Consider the following 17,966-nt stretch of genomic DNA (forward strand, 5'->3'; position numbering starts at 1 on the left):
AGCAAAACGTCTAATAACAGCCGTAATGGCTGCGGCGCTTCTCGGAACCACGGCAGCCTGCGGCAGCGACGACCCGGGAGGGGCAGGCTCCGGGAAGGACCTGGAGCCCGTCACCCTGAAGGGGATGCTGTTCGGCGACCAGCCGAAGGACCTGCCGCTCGTCCTGGAGGAGTTTGAGAAGCGGACCCGGGATACGTTGAACACGAAGCTGAGCTTCGAATGGAATCCGATCAGCGACCATAAACAGAAGGTCAAGCTGATGATGGCCGCCGGGGAAGAGATGGACTTCGTGTTCGATGCGGAGTTCATGAACCTCAAGGAGCTCATCCCCCAGGGAGCCTATGCCCTGCTCGACAAGTACTATAACAACGATGCATACCCGGGATTAAAGAAAGCGTTCCCGCCGGAGTTCGTCGACGCGAACCGGCGTGATGACGGCCATATCTATACAATCCCGTTCACCCAATATTTCTTCGATATCCAGGTCATCTATCTCCGCAAGGACCTGCGGGAGAAATACGGTATGGCCCCGATCAGCTCCTATGCGGATCTGAAGAAGTTCTACGACCGGGTGCTGGCGGAAGAGAAGGGGATGACGCCTCTCGCCTTGAAAGGGGTCAGCGGCTATCAGGATATCTGGGCCAGCGACGAGCCTGTGATGAAGACCGTGAAGCCGATGCTGATTAACGGAATCAGCTCCTTCGTGCACTTGTCGGATGATTTGAAGACCGTCAAGAACATCGTGATTGCGGGAGATCCCGCGTCGGAGTGGGCGAAGCTTCCGGCCCCGTACAATACAATGAAAACCGCCTTCCCGCAGTATGATAAGTGGGCCGAGTGGCGCAAGTATCTGGAGAAGGATGTGCTGAGCCAGAAGGACCACGGAGCTTACTTCATGTCCGGCAAAGCCGCCTCGTATTACGGCACGATCTCTTCCTATGCGGCGGAGCGGAAGAAGCTGAAGGAGACGCTGCCCGGGGCGGATCTGGAATTCTTCGTCTTCCGCAAGGATGTGCGGGAGATGAAGCCGCAGAGCATCGCCACAAACTATAGATCCAACAACTCGGTTGCCATTCCGGTTACCTCCGAGCATATCGACCGGACCATGAAATTCTTTGACTGGCTGTTCGCCTCCCGGGAGAATCATGATCTCTTCGAGCACGGCATTGCCGGCAAGCACTGGGAAGCGGTCGGCGACACGGGGATCAAGCTGCTCGGTGAGTCCAAGAACTATAGCTTCCCCGGGTATGAGCTGACTTGGAACCCGTCTATGATCCGGCTGAACGCGGACCTCGACGAAACGGCGAAGAAGTACTACGAATATTCGGCGAAGCCGGACACGTATTACGCCCCGGTCCTCGCCAGGTTTACCTTTGACAACACGAATGTGAAGGGCGAATTCGCCAATATCGCCTCGAAGACCGAGCCGTTCGTCCAGCAGCTCAAGACAGGACAGTTCCAGGACTGGGAAGCCCAGTTTACCAAGCTGAATGCAGAGTTGAAGCCGCTCGGGCTGGATAAACTGCGTGCCGAGCTGCAGAAGCAGATTCAGGCTTACCTCGATAAGGGAGGCAAATAGGGGCACGGCTGACAGACAGACCAATCAAGGAACGCGGGATGTGAAAAAACGCCTCACCAGGTCTCGAGCCTAGTGGGGCGTTTTTGACGTTTTCGGAATAGTCCTAATACGGACGCAGCCGACGCATCGGGGCCTTAGCCAACCACATCCACGTCCCTGACCCGTACGACAGCCTTCCTCAGGGAACATCTTCCGCCATCCCTAGAGTCGCCGTAAATGATCGTTGCACGACCGCGGCGGCCGCCGCCCGTTACTCTATGAATAAAGATTTGCCTCCGGCCTTCAAAGAGACTGGGGATTCGTGCCACGACAATCTCCGCGACATGATGTTTTGTGGATCATTTCCAGACTCAGTATATGCAGGCGATGACCCAGGGGTCATTGCGGGGCCCATGCAAGTTTCCTTCGTCAGCCGGCAGACCCAGGACGGTGATGTCCCGGGGGTCCGCCGGCTGACGTTGAAGGACAGATCTGCAATGCAATGCATAGGGGGAAGGAATGTCAGCATATTCCAGAGAATGTATATCGTTGTAGAATTAAACCGCTTGCATGGACAGGAGGGTGGAATTTGAAGGCATCCTTACCTTTGGCAAGAACTTGGTTTCACCGGTGGACGCTCTCCTATATCCTAATCTTTTTGCTCCTTATTCCCCTGCTGATGTTCAGCTTGCTCATGGCCTTTAATGACGTGTCGCAGCGAACAGCGGCCGAATCGAACCGGATCTTCGCCGGTCAGCTGCTGCAATCGCTGGAGAATGAACTGCAGCTTATCGATAATCTGGTCTCCAATGAAATCGCGGCGGATGATACGATGATGGATTTTTTCAAGAAAGGACTGAGGGAAGAGCGGTTCTACTCCTCGGTCATGCCGGGTGTGAAGCTGAAGAATATGATGACGGCTATGCCGCTCATCGAATCCATTTACTTGTACCGCACTTATGATGGCACGGTACTCACTCCGTTATCGGTCACGCCCCTGGAGGAGTTCAGCGACAAGGGAATTATTATGGAAGCGCTGGCCCAGCCAAGTCTGAACCGGCCGTGGATGGAGATCCGCCGGGGGTTCACAGAGCAGGAGCCGCGGGAGCTGCTGTCCCTCGTCCGGTATACGCCTCTCTTCACGGGCACCGATGGGGTTATCGTGGTGAACGTCAGAACCGAGTCGGTAGCCCGGCTCGTGCAGTCCATGACAGGCTCGCTGGAGAACCAGCAGGTGTCGCTCTACGACAGAGGGGGGAGCCTGATTTACTCCAACGCGGATGACAGCTCCTTTGTTCAATCCACTACGGCCTCGGACTATCTCGGCTGGAGCATTCGGAGCGGGGTCGCCCATGGGCATCTGTTCCGGGTTGTGTCTGCACTCTCGAAATATTCGATCTTGATCCTGCTTGGCTTTTGCCTGCTGGGCGTGCTGGGCATCGTCTTCGTATCCAGGCGTAATATGCGGCCGGTACAGTCCATAGTCGACCGGATTCAGCAGTACACGGAGAAGAAGAGTGCGGAGCTGTTCCGCAAGGATGGACACGATGAGTTCAAGTTCATTCAATCCGCCCTCGAGCATCTGCTGGAGCAGGCCGGGGACTACCAGAAGCAGCACGAGGAAAACCTGATCTACCGAAGAAAAACCTTCTTTCACGCGTGGCTGGAGGGGGAACGGACGCTGCAGCCGGAGGAATGGCAGGAGGAGATGCGCAGTCTGAAGCTGCCGTACGAGTCCGGTTCCTTTGTTGTAAGCGTCATCAAGATCAACAGGTATTCCACCTTCATCCATACGTATTCCCACCGGGATCAGAACCTGCTCAAATTCGTGCTGTCCGGTGTCATGAAGGAAACCGCAGAACTGGCAGAAACGGGGATCTGGGCGGAGTGGACGGGCAGCGAGCAGCTGGCGGCGGTTCATAGGCTGCCTCCCTCCGGGCGGGAGGGCTCCGTTCATGAAGCACGGATCAAGGGGCTCGCTGATGAGCTGATCCGCTGGGTGCAGGACCATCTGCACTTCACGGTATCCATCGGCATCGGAACCTGGGTGGGGACGGCGGACCAGGTGCATGAATCGTACGCGGAGGCGTTGGAGGCTCTGGCTTACATGCCTTCCCTGGGAACGGAACCGGTCGCGGGCTACTGGCAGCTGGACGCGGTCTCCAGGCTGAAGCCGGGCAATCCCCTGCAGTCCGTCCGGGAGCTGGCGATGGCCTTTCGAGCGGGGGATGGCAGCTGGGAGGGCAGGTATGACCGCATGTTCAGCGACATCCGAGGCGGCTTTTACTCCAGGGAAGAGGTGAGCAGCCTGGCAGGCTGCATGGTGTTTTTCCTCCAGAAGGAGCTGGCGAATCTGCCGCCTGAGCTAAGCGGGGGATGGCTGCAGGAAGGGTTGATCCGGCTGGAGCAGGCAGTGGATCAATGGGAGACGCTGGAGGAGCTGGAGCGGGAGCTGCGCGGCATCCTTGCCAGCCTGGCGCAGAGCATGGCGGAGCTTCGGGCGGACAAGGGGAGCTTCCGGCTCGTACAGGACATGAAAGTCTATCTCGAGGAGCACTATGCCAACCCGGATTTATCGCTCCAGCATCTGGGTGACACGTTCGGGGTGCATGTCAAGACCGTCAGCCGGTTGTTCAAGGAGGAGCTCGGCATCAACTTTACGGAGCAGCTTTCGAAGATTCGGGTGGAGCGGGCCAAGGAGCTGCTCTCCTCTACCGGTGAGTCGGTCCAGGACATTACGGGGAGGGTCGGCTACCTGCATCCCAATACCTTTATACGCTCCTTCAAGAAGCTGACGGGTCTGACACCCGGCGATTATCGCAGGCAGGAGCAGGTCAAGGGCTGACACTCCCCTTTTGTTGATGTGCTCCTTTTTGTTGATGCGCTCCCTTTTGTTGATGGAGCTGCCTGCTGCGGAAGGAGGGGCCGCGCACGGAGTCTGCGCGGTCCTTTTTCCTCTGCCGGGAATTCGGTTGATTCCGGGAAAATGAGCGATGGATGGCGTCCGTCCGTAGAGGATATAGTGGACTCACCAAGCGCAGGAGAGTGAGATCCCCATGAACAGCATTCCAACAGATGCAGCAGGAGATGCCCGAGCACTTGCCCCAAAAAGGCGGCTCATCCGCCGGAGATTCAAGATGAACCTCCCGCTGCTGATCATGTTCACGCCCGTTGTTCTGTACTACCTGATTTTTAAATACGTCCCCATGGCCGGCATCATCATTGCATTCAAGGATTACAACTTATATGACGGCGTGCTGCGAAGCCCCTGGGTCGGCTGGGACAACTTTGAGAAGCTGTTTCATAACTACAGCACGGTCCGCATCATCAGGAACACGCTGCTGCTGAGTGTACTGCAGATTGTCGTCGCCTTTCCGTTTCCCATTGCGCTGGCCGTTATGTTCAATGAAGTGAAACGGATGTGGTTCAAGAAGCTCACCCAGACGCTGGTGTATCTGCCTCATTTTTTCTCGTGGATTATCGTGGGCGGCATGGTGATCACGGTGTTCGGCATCGAAGGCTCGCTCAACAAGTGGTTATCCGGCCTGCTCGGTGAGCCCTACCCCTTCCTGTACAATCCGGGATCGTGGGTGACCCTGTTCATCGGGGCCGGCGTGTGGAAGGACATGGGCTTCAACGCCATCATCTATCTCGCGGCGATGGCGGCCATAGACCCTGCATTGTACGAGTCGGCGAACATCGACGGCGCAGGCAAATGGCAGCAGATCAAGCACATTACGCTTCCCGGGATCGCACCGACCATGATTCTGCTGCTCATTCTCTCGATGGGACGGGTGATGGAGGTGGGCTTCGAGCAGGTGTTCATCCTGTCGAACGGGGCGGTTAAGGATGTGGCGGATGTCATCTCCACTTACATTTACCGGGTAGGCCTGCAGGGAGCCCAGTTCAGTTTGACATCCGCGATGGGGCTGTTCGAATCCTGCGTATCGTTCCTGCTGCTGCTGATCGTGAACGGAGCCGCAAGACGCTATGGCAGAGGGTTATTTTAATCAGAAGTGGAGGAGGATTCCTATGCGTGCATCACCCGGAGAAAAAGTGTTCTATGCCGTCAACTATGTACTGCTGGCTGTGCTGGCCTGCTCGTCCCTGTTTCCGCTCCTGCATCTGACAGCGCTTTCCTTCAGCGGTTCGGAAGCTATCCAGACGGGCCGGGTGACCTTGTGGCCGGTGGACTTCAGCCTGGAGACGTATAAGCTGCTGGCGAGCGGCACGTCGATCCTCCAAGCTTTCCGGAACAGTACCGTCATCACAGTCACCGGAACGGCGCTGAGCATGCTCACAACCCTGCTCGCCGCGTATCCGTTATCGCGCCCCTTCTTCTATGCCCGAAGGGGACTGACCCTGGCCATGATCTTCACGATGATCTTCTCGGGCGGCCTCATTCCTACGTACCTGGTGGTCCAGAGCCTGGGCCTGATCGATTCCTATTGGGCGATCTGGCTGCCCGGTCTGGTCAGCACCTACAACATGCTCATCCTGCGCACGTATTTCGAGCAGCTTCCAATCGAGATGGAGGAGGCGGCGAGGATGGATGGCTGCGGAGAGGTTCGTCTGCTCGTACAGGTACTGCTGCCCGTCTCGATGCCGGTCCTTGCGACCTTGTCCCTGTTCTACGGCGTGGCCTACTGGAATGTGTTTTTCAGCATGCTGATCTACATCAATGACTCCACGATGCAGAATGTATCGGTGCTGGTTCAGCAGATGATTCAGAGTCAGAGCGTGCTGCAGCAGGGCATGCTCGTCCAGCCGGACGATCAGGTTCATGTTGTGGAGGAAGGAATCAAGGCCGCGGGGATCATCGTACTCATCGTTCCCATGCTCATCGTATATCCCTTTATTCAAAAGTATTTCGTGAAGGGGGTGATGATCGGCTCCGTGAAAGGGTGAGGGATGGCGTCAGAGTGAGGATAATAGAGTCAGGTCCGTTGATACCACAAGATAGAGAGGGGTACCGTGCCGATGAGACAAAAAGAGTGCATCGCCGTTCTGTCCGTATTGTCGATGGCCCTGATCGCTGCATGCAGCGGCGAACCGCAGAGGGCCGACAGCCCGTCAGGGGCAGGAGGTGAGGGGCCGGCTGACAAGAAAGGCGACATTACCGTGTCGGTCTATGACCGGGGGAACGTGCCGGCCTCAGAGGGCAAGATCGAGAATAACCGCTGGACGAAGTGGCTGAATGAGAACGGGCCGGCGAACGTGACCTTCGTACCCATCCCGCGCACGGATCCGGCGCAGAAGTGGAACGTGCTGTTCGCTTCGCAGAGTGCGCCGGACATCATCAATGAATTCGACCCGAACATCCTCAATCCGCTGATCGACCAGAAACAGCTGCTGCCGCTGGATGACCTCATTGAGAAGTACAGTACGGAATATAAGCAGCTGCTGAAGGATTATCCGGGACTGAAGAAAGTAACCACCGGACCGGACGGGAAAATCTATAAAATCGGGCGGGTGCTGGAGACGTCGCCTCTGAACAGCTTGTTCATCCGAACGGACTGGCTGAAGGCGCTGAACCTGGAGGTGCCGAAGACGACGGAGGAGCTGTATCAGGTGGCCAAGGCCTTCGCCGAAAGGGACCCGGACGGCAACGGGAAGAAGGACACGTACGGCATGGCGCTCAGCTGGCGGTCGGAGAATGTGATTGACGGCATGTTTGGGAGCCCGGGGTCCAGCTACGGCCTGGTGAACGATCAGCCGAGCCGCGCGTTTGAGTATACGAGGGAATCGGTTGCCTTCAAGAAGCGTTTGTTCGACGAAGGGCTGGTCGATAAGGATTTCGCCAATGACAAGAATGGCGCCAAGGCCAGGCAGGAATTCTTGAACGGGCGGGTCGGGATCTATCCGACCTATGTCGGCAGTTGGTTTGAATTCACGGTTACGGATCTGGCGACACTCCGCAAATCGGCGCCGCAGGCGGTAGTTGAGCCGATCTCCCTGCCGAAGAGTACGGCCGGAGAGTATATCCCCGAAGTGCAGAATCCCCTGCAGGCGACCACGGCGATCAACGCCCGGGTGAAGGATGCGGCGGCGGCCATCCGCTATATCGATTTCCTTGACCGGAAAGCGACGGGCCGTACCCTGTTGTTCGGACTGGAAGGCACGCACCACCGCCTGGATGAGAAGGGCTGCCCGAAGCCGGCCGATCCGGAGAAGACCAAGACGGAGGTCGCCTGGGCGGCTGATTTTGCCCAGCCGTATTCCCGGCTGCTCGATGGGCGGTGCTCGCTGATCGCGAGCCAGTTCGACCCGTCCAGGCCTGAGCAGAAGGCGGGCCTCGAGATCTATGAACGTGCGAAGAAGCTCTACATGGATCCGGGCAAAAAATACCGGACCGTCACGCTCGGCGAACACATGCCTACGCTGCCCAAGGAGCTGCAGACGACGCTGAATACCGTCACGAAGGACATTAACGATATCTGGCTCAAGGCCGTGCTGGGCGGATCGAAATATACGGCGGACCAGGCGTACCAGGATGCAGTGGCAGCCTGGGAGAAAGCCGGGGGCAAGCAGATTGACGAGTTCATGATCGACTGGTACAGCACGAAGAAGGCCGATTCCTTCCTGATGAAGGATCTCTGGGAAACGGCAGCTAAGCAGGCGGAGATGAAGTAGATGAATCCGGAAGGGAGGGGGACGCGAATGCGCAGGATAGGGATGGCGGAGTGGCTGACGGCCCTGAATTTGCGGAGCTTGCCCCCTGTCCCTGCTGCACAAGGAGCTGGGCGGCACGCCGCCAGCCGGGCATCCGCTGAGCTAAGAAACCACCATCTGCAGCTGCGCGGAACGTTCGATGGGGGAGGCTGCCGCAGAAGGCTGTGCTCGATCTAAGCGCAGACGATGCCGGGCAGCTCACCCTGCAGTATGCGGACGCAATCATCGCGGGTCCCGTGCTTCATGCGTAGTCATTCCGGATGCGGTTTGGTGAACATCCGTGCAGACTGCCGTTCGATAAGCTGCGTATCCACTGCGATTTTGGTCCGGACGGGCACGTCGCTCTCGATATCCCGCACGAGCACGTCCACCGCTTGTATGGCTAAGCGTTCTTTCTCCACATGAACGGTGGTGAGTTCGGGCGTAACGATCCTCGCTTCCGTGATATTGTCGAAGCCGACGACCGACACGTCCTCCGGCACACGGAAGCCCATCTCAGCTAACGTCTTCAGCGCGCTGATTGCAATATAGTCGCATTCGCAGAAGAAGGCGCTCGGCATCGCTCTGCCCGACGAAAGATAGGCGTCGAGCTGAAGCTTTAACGCTTCCTGGGAAGTCAGAATGGTCGGCGCCACAGAGAAAATGCAATCCTCCTCGAGTACAATGCCTCGTTCCTTAAGGGAAAAGGCAAAGCCCCGCTTGCGCTCTTCAAAGTTGTGAATTCGGTCGTCTGAGGCGATATAGCCGATATGCCGATGCCCGAGGTCACAAAGGTGAACCCCGGCCTGATAAGCCCCCATCATGTTATTGATGCCGACAAAGTGATACGGCAGCGTCTCATAGCAATTATCCAACACGACCAGCGGTAGAAGAAGCCGCTGCGCGATAGAGGACACCCGTGCACGGGATAAGTTCGTCCCCAGCAGGATGACGCCTTGACTCCGTTTCTCTTCCACAAGAGCGGCGATCTCGTGATCGTCCTTATCCAAGTCGACTGTACTGAAGATCAGCGAGTAACCAAGCGACCGGCACCTTTCCTCGATGAAATGGATTAACTCCCGAAAAAACGGTTGTTGATAATACTCATGGAGCACGATCCCCGAATTGGCAAACACCAGGAACGTAATGGACTTCTGAGGCGTTCCGGCCTGGTCGCTGCGCAGCTTGGGCAGATAATCGTGTTCTTTGGCGATCTGCAGAATCCGTTCGCGGGTTTCCTGCCCGATTCCCGGCTTGCCGCTCAGGGCAAGCGAAACCGCCGATTTGGATACGCCGGCCAGTCGGGCGATGTCCTCCATTCTCAACGAAAAGGCCTCCTTCGTTTTTTTTAGTAAGTTAAGTTTACTCTTCTGCTCCATAATATGCAATATTGATCTAAACAAAAGTTAATTATGACTAAACATGAATATAAAGTTTATAAAAAATACACTAAAAATGAATTGACTAGTGGGTTTTATCGTGATAATTTAGAGGGGAATCAGGGAAAAACAGGAAACATAACTAAACTAGTTCAGTTTATATGGTTTTGTTTAGTTTAGTAATAGTCATCATCTATTCATCCATTCATCGATCCGAGGGGGATAACGATTTGAAAAAATTAAAGCTGGGGTATGCACCTACCAGGCGCTTCGTATTCAGTGCGGAGGATGCCTTCCGGTACAAAGTGATGATCCGGGAGAAGATGGACAGCTTCGGGCTCGATATCGATATCGTCGATCTGGAAGGGCTGAACCAAGAGGGCTTGCTGTACGATGACCACATTAACGCGGAGTTGATCGCGGAGCGCTTCCGGCAGGAGAACGTCGATGCCGTATTCTTTCCCCACTGTAACTTCGGCACGGAGGATACCGTAGCGCGGGTCGGGAAGGCGCTCGGCAAGCCGGTCCTGCTGTGGGGGCCGCGTGACGAATCTCCCCTGGAGGACGGCATGCGGCTGCGTGACACCCAATGCGGCCTGTTCGCAACAGGCAAAGTGCTGCGGCGGTTCAATGTTCCCTTTACCTATGTGACGAACAGCAGGGTGGACGATCCGGTATTTGAACGCGGGTTCACGAACTTCGTCGCTGCAGCCAATGTCGTCCGGCAGTTCCGCAGGCTGCGTATCCTGCAAATCGGACCGCGTCCGGCATCGTTCTGGACGATGATGTGCAACGAGGGTGAGCTGCTCGAGCGCTTCGGCATTGAAATTCATCCGATCACCCTTGTTGATATACAGAGGGCTTCCAAGCGTATCGAGAATGGGAACAGCTCTGAGCTTGCGGAAGCCGTCGATTACATTAAAGAGAAACTGGACTGGTCGGAAGTGACTGAGTCGGATGTGAGACGGATTGCGGCGCTGAAGGTGGCCATGAAGCAGTACGCGATTCAGACGGGCAGTACGGCGATCGCTATCCAATGCTGGTCCTCCTTGCAGGACGCCATGGGCATTATGCCATGCTTGGCTAATGCGATTCTGACGGATGAACAAATCCCCGTGACATGCGAGACGGATATCCACGGCGCCATTACGTCGGTCATGACTCAGGCTGCGACGATGAACCAGCACCCTACGTTTTTCGCTGATCTGACCGTTCGGCATCCGGAGAATGCGAATGGTGAACTGCTCTTTCACTGCGGCAACTTCCCGGTATCCCTTTCGGTTGAAGACAAACCCAAGCTCCGGAAGCATTTCTTGTTCGACGATCACGCGCCAGGCACGCATGAGGGAGAAATCAAGGGAGGCCATATGACGCTTGCGAGGTTCGATGGCGACCACGGCGAGTACCAGCTGTTCCTCGGCAAAGCCCGGGGCATTCAAGGGCCCTACACTCGGGGTTCGTATGTATGGGTCGAAGTGAACGACTGGCCGCTGTGGGAAGAAAAGCTCGTCCAAGGGCCTTATGTCCATCATTCCGTTGGCGTGCATGCTAACGCGATCCCTGCATTATATGAAGCCTGCCGTTATATACCGGGGTTGACGCCAGATCCCGTAGATCCGACGGAGCAGGAAATCCAGGCTTGGCTCCGCGGCGCAGGTTTATAAAATAAAGGAGGCCCTACCATGGAGATAAAGGCATTGAGGGAAAAGGCCGTTCAGATTCGGATGGATCTTCTGCGCATGATTCACGGTGCAAAGACGGGACATACCGGAGGTTCTCTCAGCAACACGGATATCCTGACCGCATTGTATTACCGGGTGATGAATATTGACCCGGCCGCTCCAAAGGATACGAATCGTGACCGTTTCATCGCCAGTAAAGGCCACTCGGTAGAATCTCTGTGGTGCATCCTCGCCGATCGCGGGTTCTTCCCGAAGGAGGAGCTTGCTACCTTCAGCCAATTCGGTACGAAGCTGATTGGTCATCCGAACAACAAGGTCCCCGGGATCGAAATGAACACAGGCGCGCTGGGCCACGGCTTGGCTATCTCTGTCGGCATGGCACTGGCAGCCAAACGCGATGGCAGGAAGTACCGTGTGTTCTGTCTCATGGGCGATGGCGAACAAGCGGAAGGCTCTGTTTGGGAAGCGGCTATGGCAGGAGCTCATTATAAACTCGACAACCTGGTCGGTATCGTGGACCGTAATCGGCTGCAAATCAGCGGCTCGACGGAAGATGTCATGGGACTTGACCCGCTCGACGAGAAATGGGCTTCCTTCGGATGGAATGTCGTCTCGCTCAACGGGAACGATCTGGAGGCTCTGGTTGACGCTTTCGAATCCGTGCCGACCGTACCTAACAAACCTACGCTCATCATGGCCCATACGGTGAAAGGAAAAGGGGTATCGTTTGCGGAGAATGTGCCGCATTGGCATCATCATGTGCCAACCGACGCGGAGCTTGCGAAGGCGCTGGAGGAACTGTCCGATCAGCTGAAGAGTTTGACGGAGGAAGGACGGGTGCAAAGCCATGGCTAATCAAATACCGAATCGTCAAGTCATCTGCGAAACGCTGCTGAAACTGGCCCAAGAGGACCGGGACATCGTGGTGCTTGCCAGTGATTCCCGCGGATCAGCCGCGATGGCGCCTTTTGCTGCTGCTTATCCGGAGCAATTCGTCGAAGTCGGCATTGCCGAACAGAATATTGTCGGCATATCCGCCGGTCTGGCGCACAGCGGCAAGAAACCGTTCGTCACTTCTCCCGCCTGCTTCCTGAGTATGCGCAGTATTGAACAGATCAAAGTGGACGTCGCTTATTCCGCTACCAATGTGAAGCTTGTCGGCATAAGCGGCGGCGTGAGCTATGGAGCGCTGGGGATGTCGCATCATTCGGTGCAGGATCTGGCTGTAACCCGCGCCATCCCGGGTCTCGCGGTGCTCATGCCGGCGGACCGACACGAGACGAAACGAATGACGGAAGCGCTGGTCGGCTATGAAGGCGGCGCCTATATCCGGATCGGGAGGAACCCGGTCGAGGACGTATATGAGTCGGGCGATTACGAATTCACGATCGGCCAAGCCGTAACGATGCGCGAAGGGACCGACCTCACGATCATTGCCTCCGGAGAAACCGTCCGCGTGGCGCTGGATGCGGAAGCGGCGTTGAGCGAAAGCGGGATATCGTGCCGCATCCTCAACATGCACACGATTAAACCGCTCGATGTGGAAGCCATCCTCCGTGCAGCGAAAGAGACAGGCCGTATCATCACGGTGGAGGAGCACAGCATTCACGGTGGACTTGGCGCCGCGGTAGCGGAAGTTGTGATTCAGCACCATCCGGTACCGATGCGAATTATCGGCATTCCCGATGAGCCTGCGATTGCGGGGAAAACCTCAGAGGTGTTCGACCATTACGGCATTAGCGTCCGCGGTCTGAAACAAGCTGCCTTCGACCTTCTGGGACGTTAAGGTGGGTGTCTATGGATAAGTATATCCTGGCAATTGATCAAAGCACTTCAGGCACCAAGGCACTCATCGTAGACCACGAGGGCTTGGTGGTCGCAGGCAGTGCGTCCGCGCATACCCAGCACTATCCGGCTCCCGGCTGGGTTGAGCACGATGCCCTTGAGATTTATCGGCATGTTCTGCAAAATGCGGAGGAAGTACTGGCCAAATCGGCCGTATCATCGGAGCAGCTCGCAGCGGTGACGATGACCAATCAACGCGAAACGGCGGTGATGTGGGACAGAGTGACGGGGATTCCCCTCTGCCCGGCGATCGTATGGCAGTGCCAGCGGACGGCCGAGATCTGTGAGCGATTGATAGCGTCAGGCTGCGAACATGTCGTAAAGACGAGAACCGGTCTTGTGCTGGATCCTTATTTCTCGGCGACGAAATGGCGGTGGATGCTGGAGCATGTGGAAGGCGCGCAAGAGAAGCTTGCGGCAGGCGATCTGCTCGCCGGAACGATCGATTGCTGGCTGCTCTGGAAGTTGACAGGCGGAGCAGTTCACGCGACAGATTACACGAATGCCAGCCGGACGTCTCTCTTCAACATTCACACGCTGCGGTGGGACGAAGAATTATGCCGTCTGTTCGGCGTACCTTCCAGCTTGCTTCCGGAGGTCAAGGCTTCGGATTCGGTGTTCGGCTTCACCCAGGGTGCCGGGGCGCTGGCCGACGGCATTCCGATTGCAGGGCTCATCGGTGACTCACAGGCTGCCTTGTTCGGCAATCATTGCTTTGAGGAAGGGATGGCCAAAGCAACCTATGGCACCGGTACGTCCGTATTAATGAATGTTGGAACTGCGCCTCCGCCTGCAGGCGAAGGATTGGTACAGGCGATCGCATGGGGGCAGGGCGGCACGGTGACGTATGCGCTGGAGGCCGTTATCCGGACATCGGGCGACAGTATCAAATGGATCCGTGACAATCTCGGCATGTTCGATACGTTCGATGAAATGGACTCCCTTCTTGCGCAAGCCCCCAGCAATGAAGGAGTATATCTTGTTCCGGCTTTTGTCGGATTGGGTGCGCCTTATTGGGAGCCGCATGCCAGAGCGGCAATTACGGGGATGAACCGTGGAACCGGCAGGGCGCATATTATTCGGGCTGCGATGGAGAGCATTGCTTACCAGGTGTGCGATGCAGTTGAGATGCTTCAGTCGCAGTCAGGGCTCGTTCTTCGCGAGCTGCGGGTGGACGGAGGGGCATCCACGAATCGTGCACTCATGCAATTTCAAGCGGATATGCTGGGTAAGCAGGTGCGGGGCTCCGGTGTCGCTGAACTTTCCGCCATGGGGTGTGTCTATATGGGAGGCCTGGCGGTCGGCTATTGGTCTTCTATAGACGACCTATTGAAGAGACGTGCGGAATCCTGCCTATATGAGCCGAATATGAATGGCGATGATCGAATCAACCTCTACGGCGGTTGGAAGCGTGCAGTAGCTTCGGTGATCCCTAACCGATAGCGGTCCAAACTCTTACAAAATATGCTAATATAGAATAGATTACACTTCATCTAAGGGAGGAGAAGGAATCTATGGTAAAACAACTGATCGTCGGAGACGCCGCGCATGAGCTGGCCATGACGCGCCGCACCCTGGAGCGCTTGCCTGAGGAGCATATGACGTGGAAGCCGCATGAGAAGTCGATGACATTGGGCGGGCTGGCCACGCACCTGACCAACCTGCTGAACTGGCAGGTCGCGATTTTTCTTTATCCGGAATTTGATCTTTCGACTGTACCGCTTCGGCGGGAGCCCTTGGAGAGACGGGCAGACGTACTGGAGGAATTCGACGCTAACGCCGCCAAGCTTGAAAAGCTGTTAGCCGAATGTGACGAGAAAACGCTCGCCGAGGAATGGACCCTGCGCAGCGGCGACCATATCATCCTGCGTCAACCGCGGGCGATTGCGCTTCGCACCTTCGGATTAAGCCACATGATCCACCACCGGGCGCAGCTCGGGGTTTATCTGCGGCTGCTCGATATTCCGGTGCCGGGCCTCTATGGTCCCTCGGCCGACGAGGAAGCGAACTAAGACGCGTCGAACAGTCGCAGGGCTTCGGCATACTGCCGGTACCCTGCGGCTGTTAATAAGCTAAGGAAGCACCCCGACATGATCTCGAGGTGCTTTTCAGTATTTTTATAGGGCGAAAGCTTGGCGGTAAAAGGCAGTTCGGCAAGCTGCCGTACTAGGATAAGAGCGGGAAGGCCTATCGGGCCCCTCCGGCTCTTTTTTTGTTTTGCATAGGCATGGCAACGTTCTCGTGCCCTGACTCAAAGGCCGACAGTGTAGGACAGCATTGCTACGGAATAGGGAAAGGGATCGGGGGTATGCGTTGGACGGAGCAAGTCGGGCGGCAATGTGGGGGATTTCAATAATCGGAACGGCTAATTTTTGAGATAAACAAAAAAATTCAAAAATAAATACAGAAGAAAAAAGGTTTTTGGTGTATAATATCGAAGAGGTAGTAGAGCTGAAACGGATCGGGCAGACAGATCCGGGATATCCCTAACGATCAGGAGATGGATGGCATGCGCAAATTCGAATGTGACGAGAATGAAGTAAAAGAGCTTATCGACCGGGTGGTCCGCAGAACGATGAATATGGATTTTACCTGGAACTGGTCCTGCGGAGTAGCCTATTACGGGATCTCCAAAGCCTGGGAAGTAACCCGCAACCAGGAGTATATTGATTTTCTGGTGAAGTGGGTGGACGAATATCTGGAGCTGGGACTGCCGACCCTGATGGTGAATTCATGTGCCATGGGGCATACGATGCTGACCCTGCATGAAGCCACGGGCGACGCCAAGTATCTCGACCTGGCCCTCATGAAAGCCGAGTACCTGCGTAAGGACGCCATCCGGTTCGGAGAAGGGGTGTTCCAGCATACGGTATCGTCCAAGAATGACTTTCCGGAGCAGGCATGGGCGGATACGCTGTTCATGGCCGCGTATTTCCTGCTTCGCCTCGGCTTCAAGCTGGACAACAAGGAATATATTGACGATGCGCTGAACCAGTTCTATTGGCATGAGGAATACCTGCAGGACACGAAGACGAACCTGTTCTACCATGCCTGGGATAACGTCAGGCAGGACCATCTCTCCGGGATTTACTGGGGCCGGGCCAATGCATGGGCCGCATACACGATGGCACAGGCCCACAAAATGCTGAATCCGTTCATGCCTATGTGGATGCAGCTCGGCGGGGCGCTTGGGGACCAGCTCAGCGCATTGGTAAGACTGCAGTCTCCGGATGGGCTGTGGCGCACGGTTCTGAATGATGAGACCTCGTATGAAGAGACCTCCGCTTCGGCAGGCATTGCCGCCGCCATGGTCATTAACGCGCATCCGCTGCACCAGAATTATATGGCCAAGGCTTATAAGGGCATCCTGGCCAACATTGATGAAGACGGCTCCGTCCGGAATGTATCGGCGGGCACGGCGGTCATGTACTCTGCGGAAGACTACAAGGTGATTTCCAAGAAGAGAGTCCAGGGATGGGGACAAGGCTTAACGCTGGCCTATCTTGTAGCGCTGCTTCAGAATAAAGAGATTGTCAGCAGCATCTAAGCCGGGGTGTTCCGGATCGGTGAGCTGACTTGAGGGACAAGATCAACGGCAGAATCGAGCCCTTGGGAGATTTAAATTCTTATCTATGAACCAAAAAAGCTGAGGCCTGTATAGAAGGCCTCAGCTTTTTTGGTTATTGACCGGCCGCTTTCGCCGCCTGACTCATCTCTACGCACATGAGTGTGAAGGCGCCCGCGCCGTGCAGGTCATTCTCGCTGGTCGGACGGGCGATGTAATGGGCGTAATCTCCGATCCCGGTGCCGATGCAGATTTGGCCGATGACGACGTTCCCATTCTCGTCGAACTTCAGCGTATCGATGACTCCCTGATAACCCTTCCAGGCATACTGCAGATATTCGGCGTCCAGATAGCCGAGGCGTACGGCTTTGGCAATGGCATGAACGAATAAAGAGGTGCAGGAATTCTCCAGCCAGTTATCCGGGCGGTCTCCTTTGTCGATGACCTGATACCATAACCCGGTGGAGGGATCCTGATATCGGGTCAAGGCGACCAGCAGATCCTGAAGGATTTGGACCAGTGCCGCTTTATCTTTATGATCTTCCGGCAGGTATTCGAACATCTCGAGGAGGGCGACAGGATACCAGCCGATGGCGCGTCCCCAGAACTCCGGAGCCAGGCCCGTAACCGGGTCGGCCCAAGCCGCCGCCTTGGTTTCATCCCAGCCGTGGTACAGCAGGCCGGTGACGGGATCCTTGGTATGCTTCGCCATCAGGAGAGCCTGGAACGTCATCATGTCGAAGTATTCGGGCTCACCGAAGGTCTTGCCGAACTGAACGGCAATCGGTCCGGCCATATACAGCCCGTCCAGCCACATCTGATTCGGATAATGTCCCTTGTGCCAGAACCCGCCCGACGGATTGGTTCTCCAGGATTTCAGCAGGGGAACCAGGGTATGAAGGGCGGTCTTATAGCGCTCGTCCCCCGTCTGCTCCAGCAGGTTGTAGAGAAGCACACCCGGCTGGATATCGTCGAGTTCATCGGGCTTATACTTCTTGATGCTGCCGTCCGGGAGAATCTGGCTGTCCACCCAGCCTTTAAGATAATCGTAGTACTTGTTATTTCCAGTCTGCCGCCAGCATTTCTCCATACCGGAGAGGAAGACGCCCTGGTGATAATGGAACCGGTCCGGGGGCAGCAGCTCCGGTTCGAATTTGGTCATGAGCGCTTCGCAGGCTTTTTCCGCCCATTGGATGGGGGTTAGTACGGATACCGATGGTTGCATTGGATTCGTTCCTCCTTCTTGTTCTTATCCTTATCATAGCACTGGAATATGTACATTAATT

The 17,966-nt window shown here is 56.1% G+C and carries 13 protein-coding genes; 11 read left to right on the forward strand and 2 right to left on the reverse strand.

The window, feature by feature from the left end; translation table 11 throughout:
• The first annotated feature begins 25 nt into the window (after window positions 1-25).
• From ACP26L_RS10535 to ACP26L_RS10555, 5 genes are all read left to right on the forward strand, one after another.
• The gene (locus ACP26L_RS10535; protein ID WP_426452477.1) at window positions 26-1,579 is read left to right on the forward strand and encodes an ABC transporter substrate-binding protein; all 1,554 of its coding nucleotides are present in this window, start codon (window positions 26-28) and stop codon (window positions 1,577-1,579) included.
• Between the two features lie 568 nt (window positions 1,580-2,147).
• The gene (locus tag ACP26L_RS10540) at window positions 2,148-4,403 is read left to right on the forward strand and encodes a helix-turn-helix domain-containing protein (RefSeq protein ID WP_426452478.1); all 2,256 of its coding nucleotides are present in this window, start codon (window positions 2,148-2,150) and stop codon (window positions 4,401-4,403) included.
• Window positions 4,404-4,695: 292 nt separating this feature from the next.
• Complete coding sequence (locus ACP26L_RS10545) at window positions 4,696-5,568, forward strand: ABC transporter permease (RefSeq protein ID WP_426452479.1); 873 nt, start codon at window positions 4,696-4,698, stop codon at window positions 5,566-5,568.
• 22 nt (window positions 5,569-5,590) lie between these two features.
• Window positions 5,591-6,466, forward strand: a complete 876-nt coding sequence (locus ACP26L_RS10550) for a carbohydrate ABC transporter permease (protein ID WP_426452480.1) — start codon at window positions 5,591-5,593, stop codon at window positions 6,464-6,466.
• A gap of 72 nt (window positions 6,467-6,538) precedes the next feature.
• Window positions 6,539-8,191: an extracellular solute-binding protein gene (locus ACP26L_RS10555; protein ID WP_426452481.1), complete on the forward strand. Its 1,653-nt coding sequence runs from the start codon at window positions 6,539-6,541 to the stop codon at window positions 8,189-8,191.
• A 290-nt stretch (window positions 8,192-8,481) separates the two neighbouring features.
• Here the strand turns inward: ACP26L_RS10555 and ACP26L_RS10560 are convergent, their stop codons facing one another.
• Window positions 8,482-9,534, reverse strand: a complete 1,053-nt coding sequence (locus tag ACP26L_RS10560) for a LacI family DNA-binding transcriptional regulator (RefSeq protein ID WP_426452482.1) — start codon at window positions 9,532-9,534, stop codon at window positions 8,482-8,484.
• A 284-nt stretch (window positions 9,535-9,818) separates the two neighbouring features.
• Between ACP26L_RS10560 and ACP26L_RS10565 the strand changes: the two genes are divergently transcribed.
• The 6 genes from ACP26L_RS10565 (at window position 9,819) to ACP26L_RS10590 (ending at window position 16,662) form a co-directional block, all read left to right on the forward strand.
• Window positions 9,819-11,252 carry an L-fucose/L-arabinose isomerase family protein gene (locus tag ACP26L_RS10565; RefSeq protein WP_426452483.1) on the forward strand — a complete coding sequence of 478 codons (1,434 nt, stop codon included), beginning with the start codon at window positions 9,819-9,821 and terminating at the stop codon, window positions 11,250-11,252.
• 18 nt (window positions 11,253-11,270) lie between these two features.
• Window positions 11,271-12,125 (forward strand): transketolase, encoded by an 855-nt coding sequence (locus tag ACP26L_RS10570; RefSeq protein WP_426452484.1) that lies wholly within the window; start codon window positions 11,271-11,273, stop codon window positions 12,123-12,125.
• Window positions 12,118-13,056 carry a transketolase family protein gene (locus ACP26L_RS10575; RefSeq protein WP_426452485.1) on the forward strand — a complete coding sequence of 313 codons (939 nt, stop codon included), beginning with the start codon at window positions 12,118-12,120 and terminating at the stop codon, window positions 13,054-13,056. Before ACP26L_RS10570 ends, ACP26L_RS10575 begins: the two co-directional genes overlap by 8 nt.
• Before the next feature lie 11 nt (window positions 13,057-13,067).
• A complete protein-coding gene (glpK, locus tag ACP26L_RS10580; protein ID WP_426452486.1) occupies window positions 13,068-14,558 on the forward strand; it encodes a glycerol kinase GlpK in 1,491 nt (496 codons plus the stop codon).
• Between the two features lie 71 nt (window positions 14,559-14,629).
• A complete protein-coding gene (locus ACP26L_RS10585; protein ID WP_426452487.1) occupies window positions 14,630-15,127 on the forward strand; it encodes a DinB family protein in 498 nt (165 codons plus the stop codon).
• 497 nt (window positions 15,128-15,624) lie between these two features.
• Entirely contained in the window at window positions 15,625-16,662 is a 1,038-nt protein-coding gene (locus ACP26L_RS10590) for a glycoside hydrolase family 88/105 protein (protein ID WP_426452488.1), read from the forward strand.
• Window positions 16,663-16,795: 133 nt separating this feature from the next.
• Here the strand turns inward: ACP26L_RS10590 and ACP26L_RS10595 are convergent, their stop codons facing one another.
• Window positions 16,796-17,905, reverse strand: coding sequence for a glycoside hydrolase family 88/105 protein (locus ACP26L_RS10595; protein ID WP_426452489.1), 1,110 nt, complete (start codon window positions 17,903-17,905; stop codon window positions 16,796-16,798).
• Window positions 17,906-17,966 lie beyond the last annotated feature (61 nt).

The organism is Paenibacillus sp. S-38 (assembly GCF_049942825.1).
In the GTDB taxonomy this organism is placed as follows: Bacteria; Bacillota; Bacilli; order Paenibacillales; family NBRC-103111; genus Paenibacillus_G.

Coding starts and splice junctions, on each gene's coding strand:
- ACP26L_RS10535 (WP_426452477.1), top strand. CDS start 26: ATGGCTGCGGCGCTTCTCGGAACCACGGCAGCCTGCGGCAGCGACGAC.
- ACP26L_RS10545 (WP_426452479.1), top strand. CDS start 4,696: ATGAACCTCCCGCTGCTGATCATGTTCACGCCCGTTGTTCTGTACTAC.
- ACP26L_RS10550 (WP_426452480.1), top strand. CDS start 5,591: ATGCGTGCATCACCCGGAGAAAAAGTGTTCTATGCCGTCAACTATGTA.
- ACP26L_RS10555 (WP_426452481.1), top strand. CDS start 6,539: ATGAGACAAAAAGAGTGCATCGCCGTTCTGTCCGTATTGTCGATGGCC.
- ACP26L_RS10570 (WP_426452484.1), top strand. CDS start 11,271: ATGGAGATAAAGGCATTGAGGGAAAAGGCCGTTCAGATTCGGATGGAT.
- ACP26L_RS10575 (WP_426452485.1), top strand. CDS start 12,118: ATGGCTAATCAAATACCGAATCGTCAAGTCATCTGCGAAACGCTGCTG.
- glpK (WP_426452486.1), top strand. CDS start 13,068: ATGGATAAGTATATCCTGGCAATTGATCAAAGCACTTCAGGCACCAAG.
- ACP26L_RS10585 (WP_426452487.1), top strand. CDS start 14,630: ATGGTAAAACAACTGATCGTCGGAGACGCCGCGCATGAGCTGGCCATG.
- ACP26L_RS10590 (WP_426452488.1), top strand. CDS start 15,625: ATGCGCAAATTCGAATGTGACGAGAATGAAGTAAAAGAGCTTATCGAC.
- ACP26L_RS10595 (WP_426452489.1), bottom strand. CDS start 17,905: ATGCAACCATCGGTATCCGTACTAACCCCCATCCAATGGGCGGAAAAA.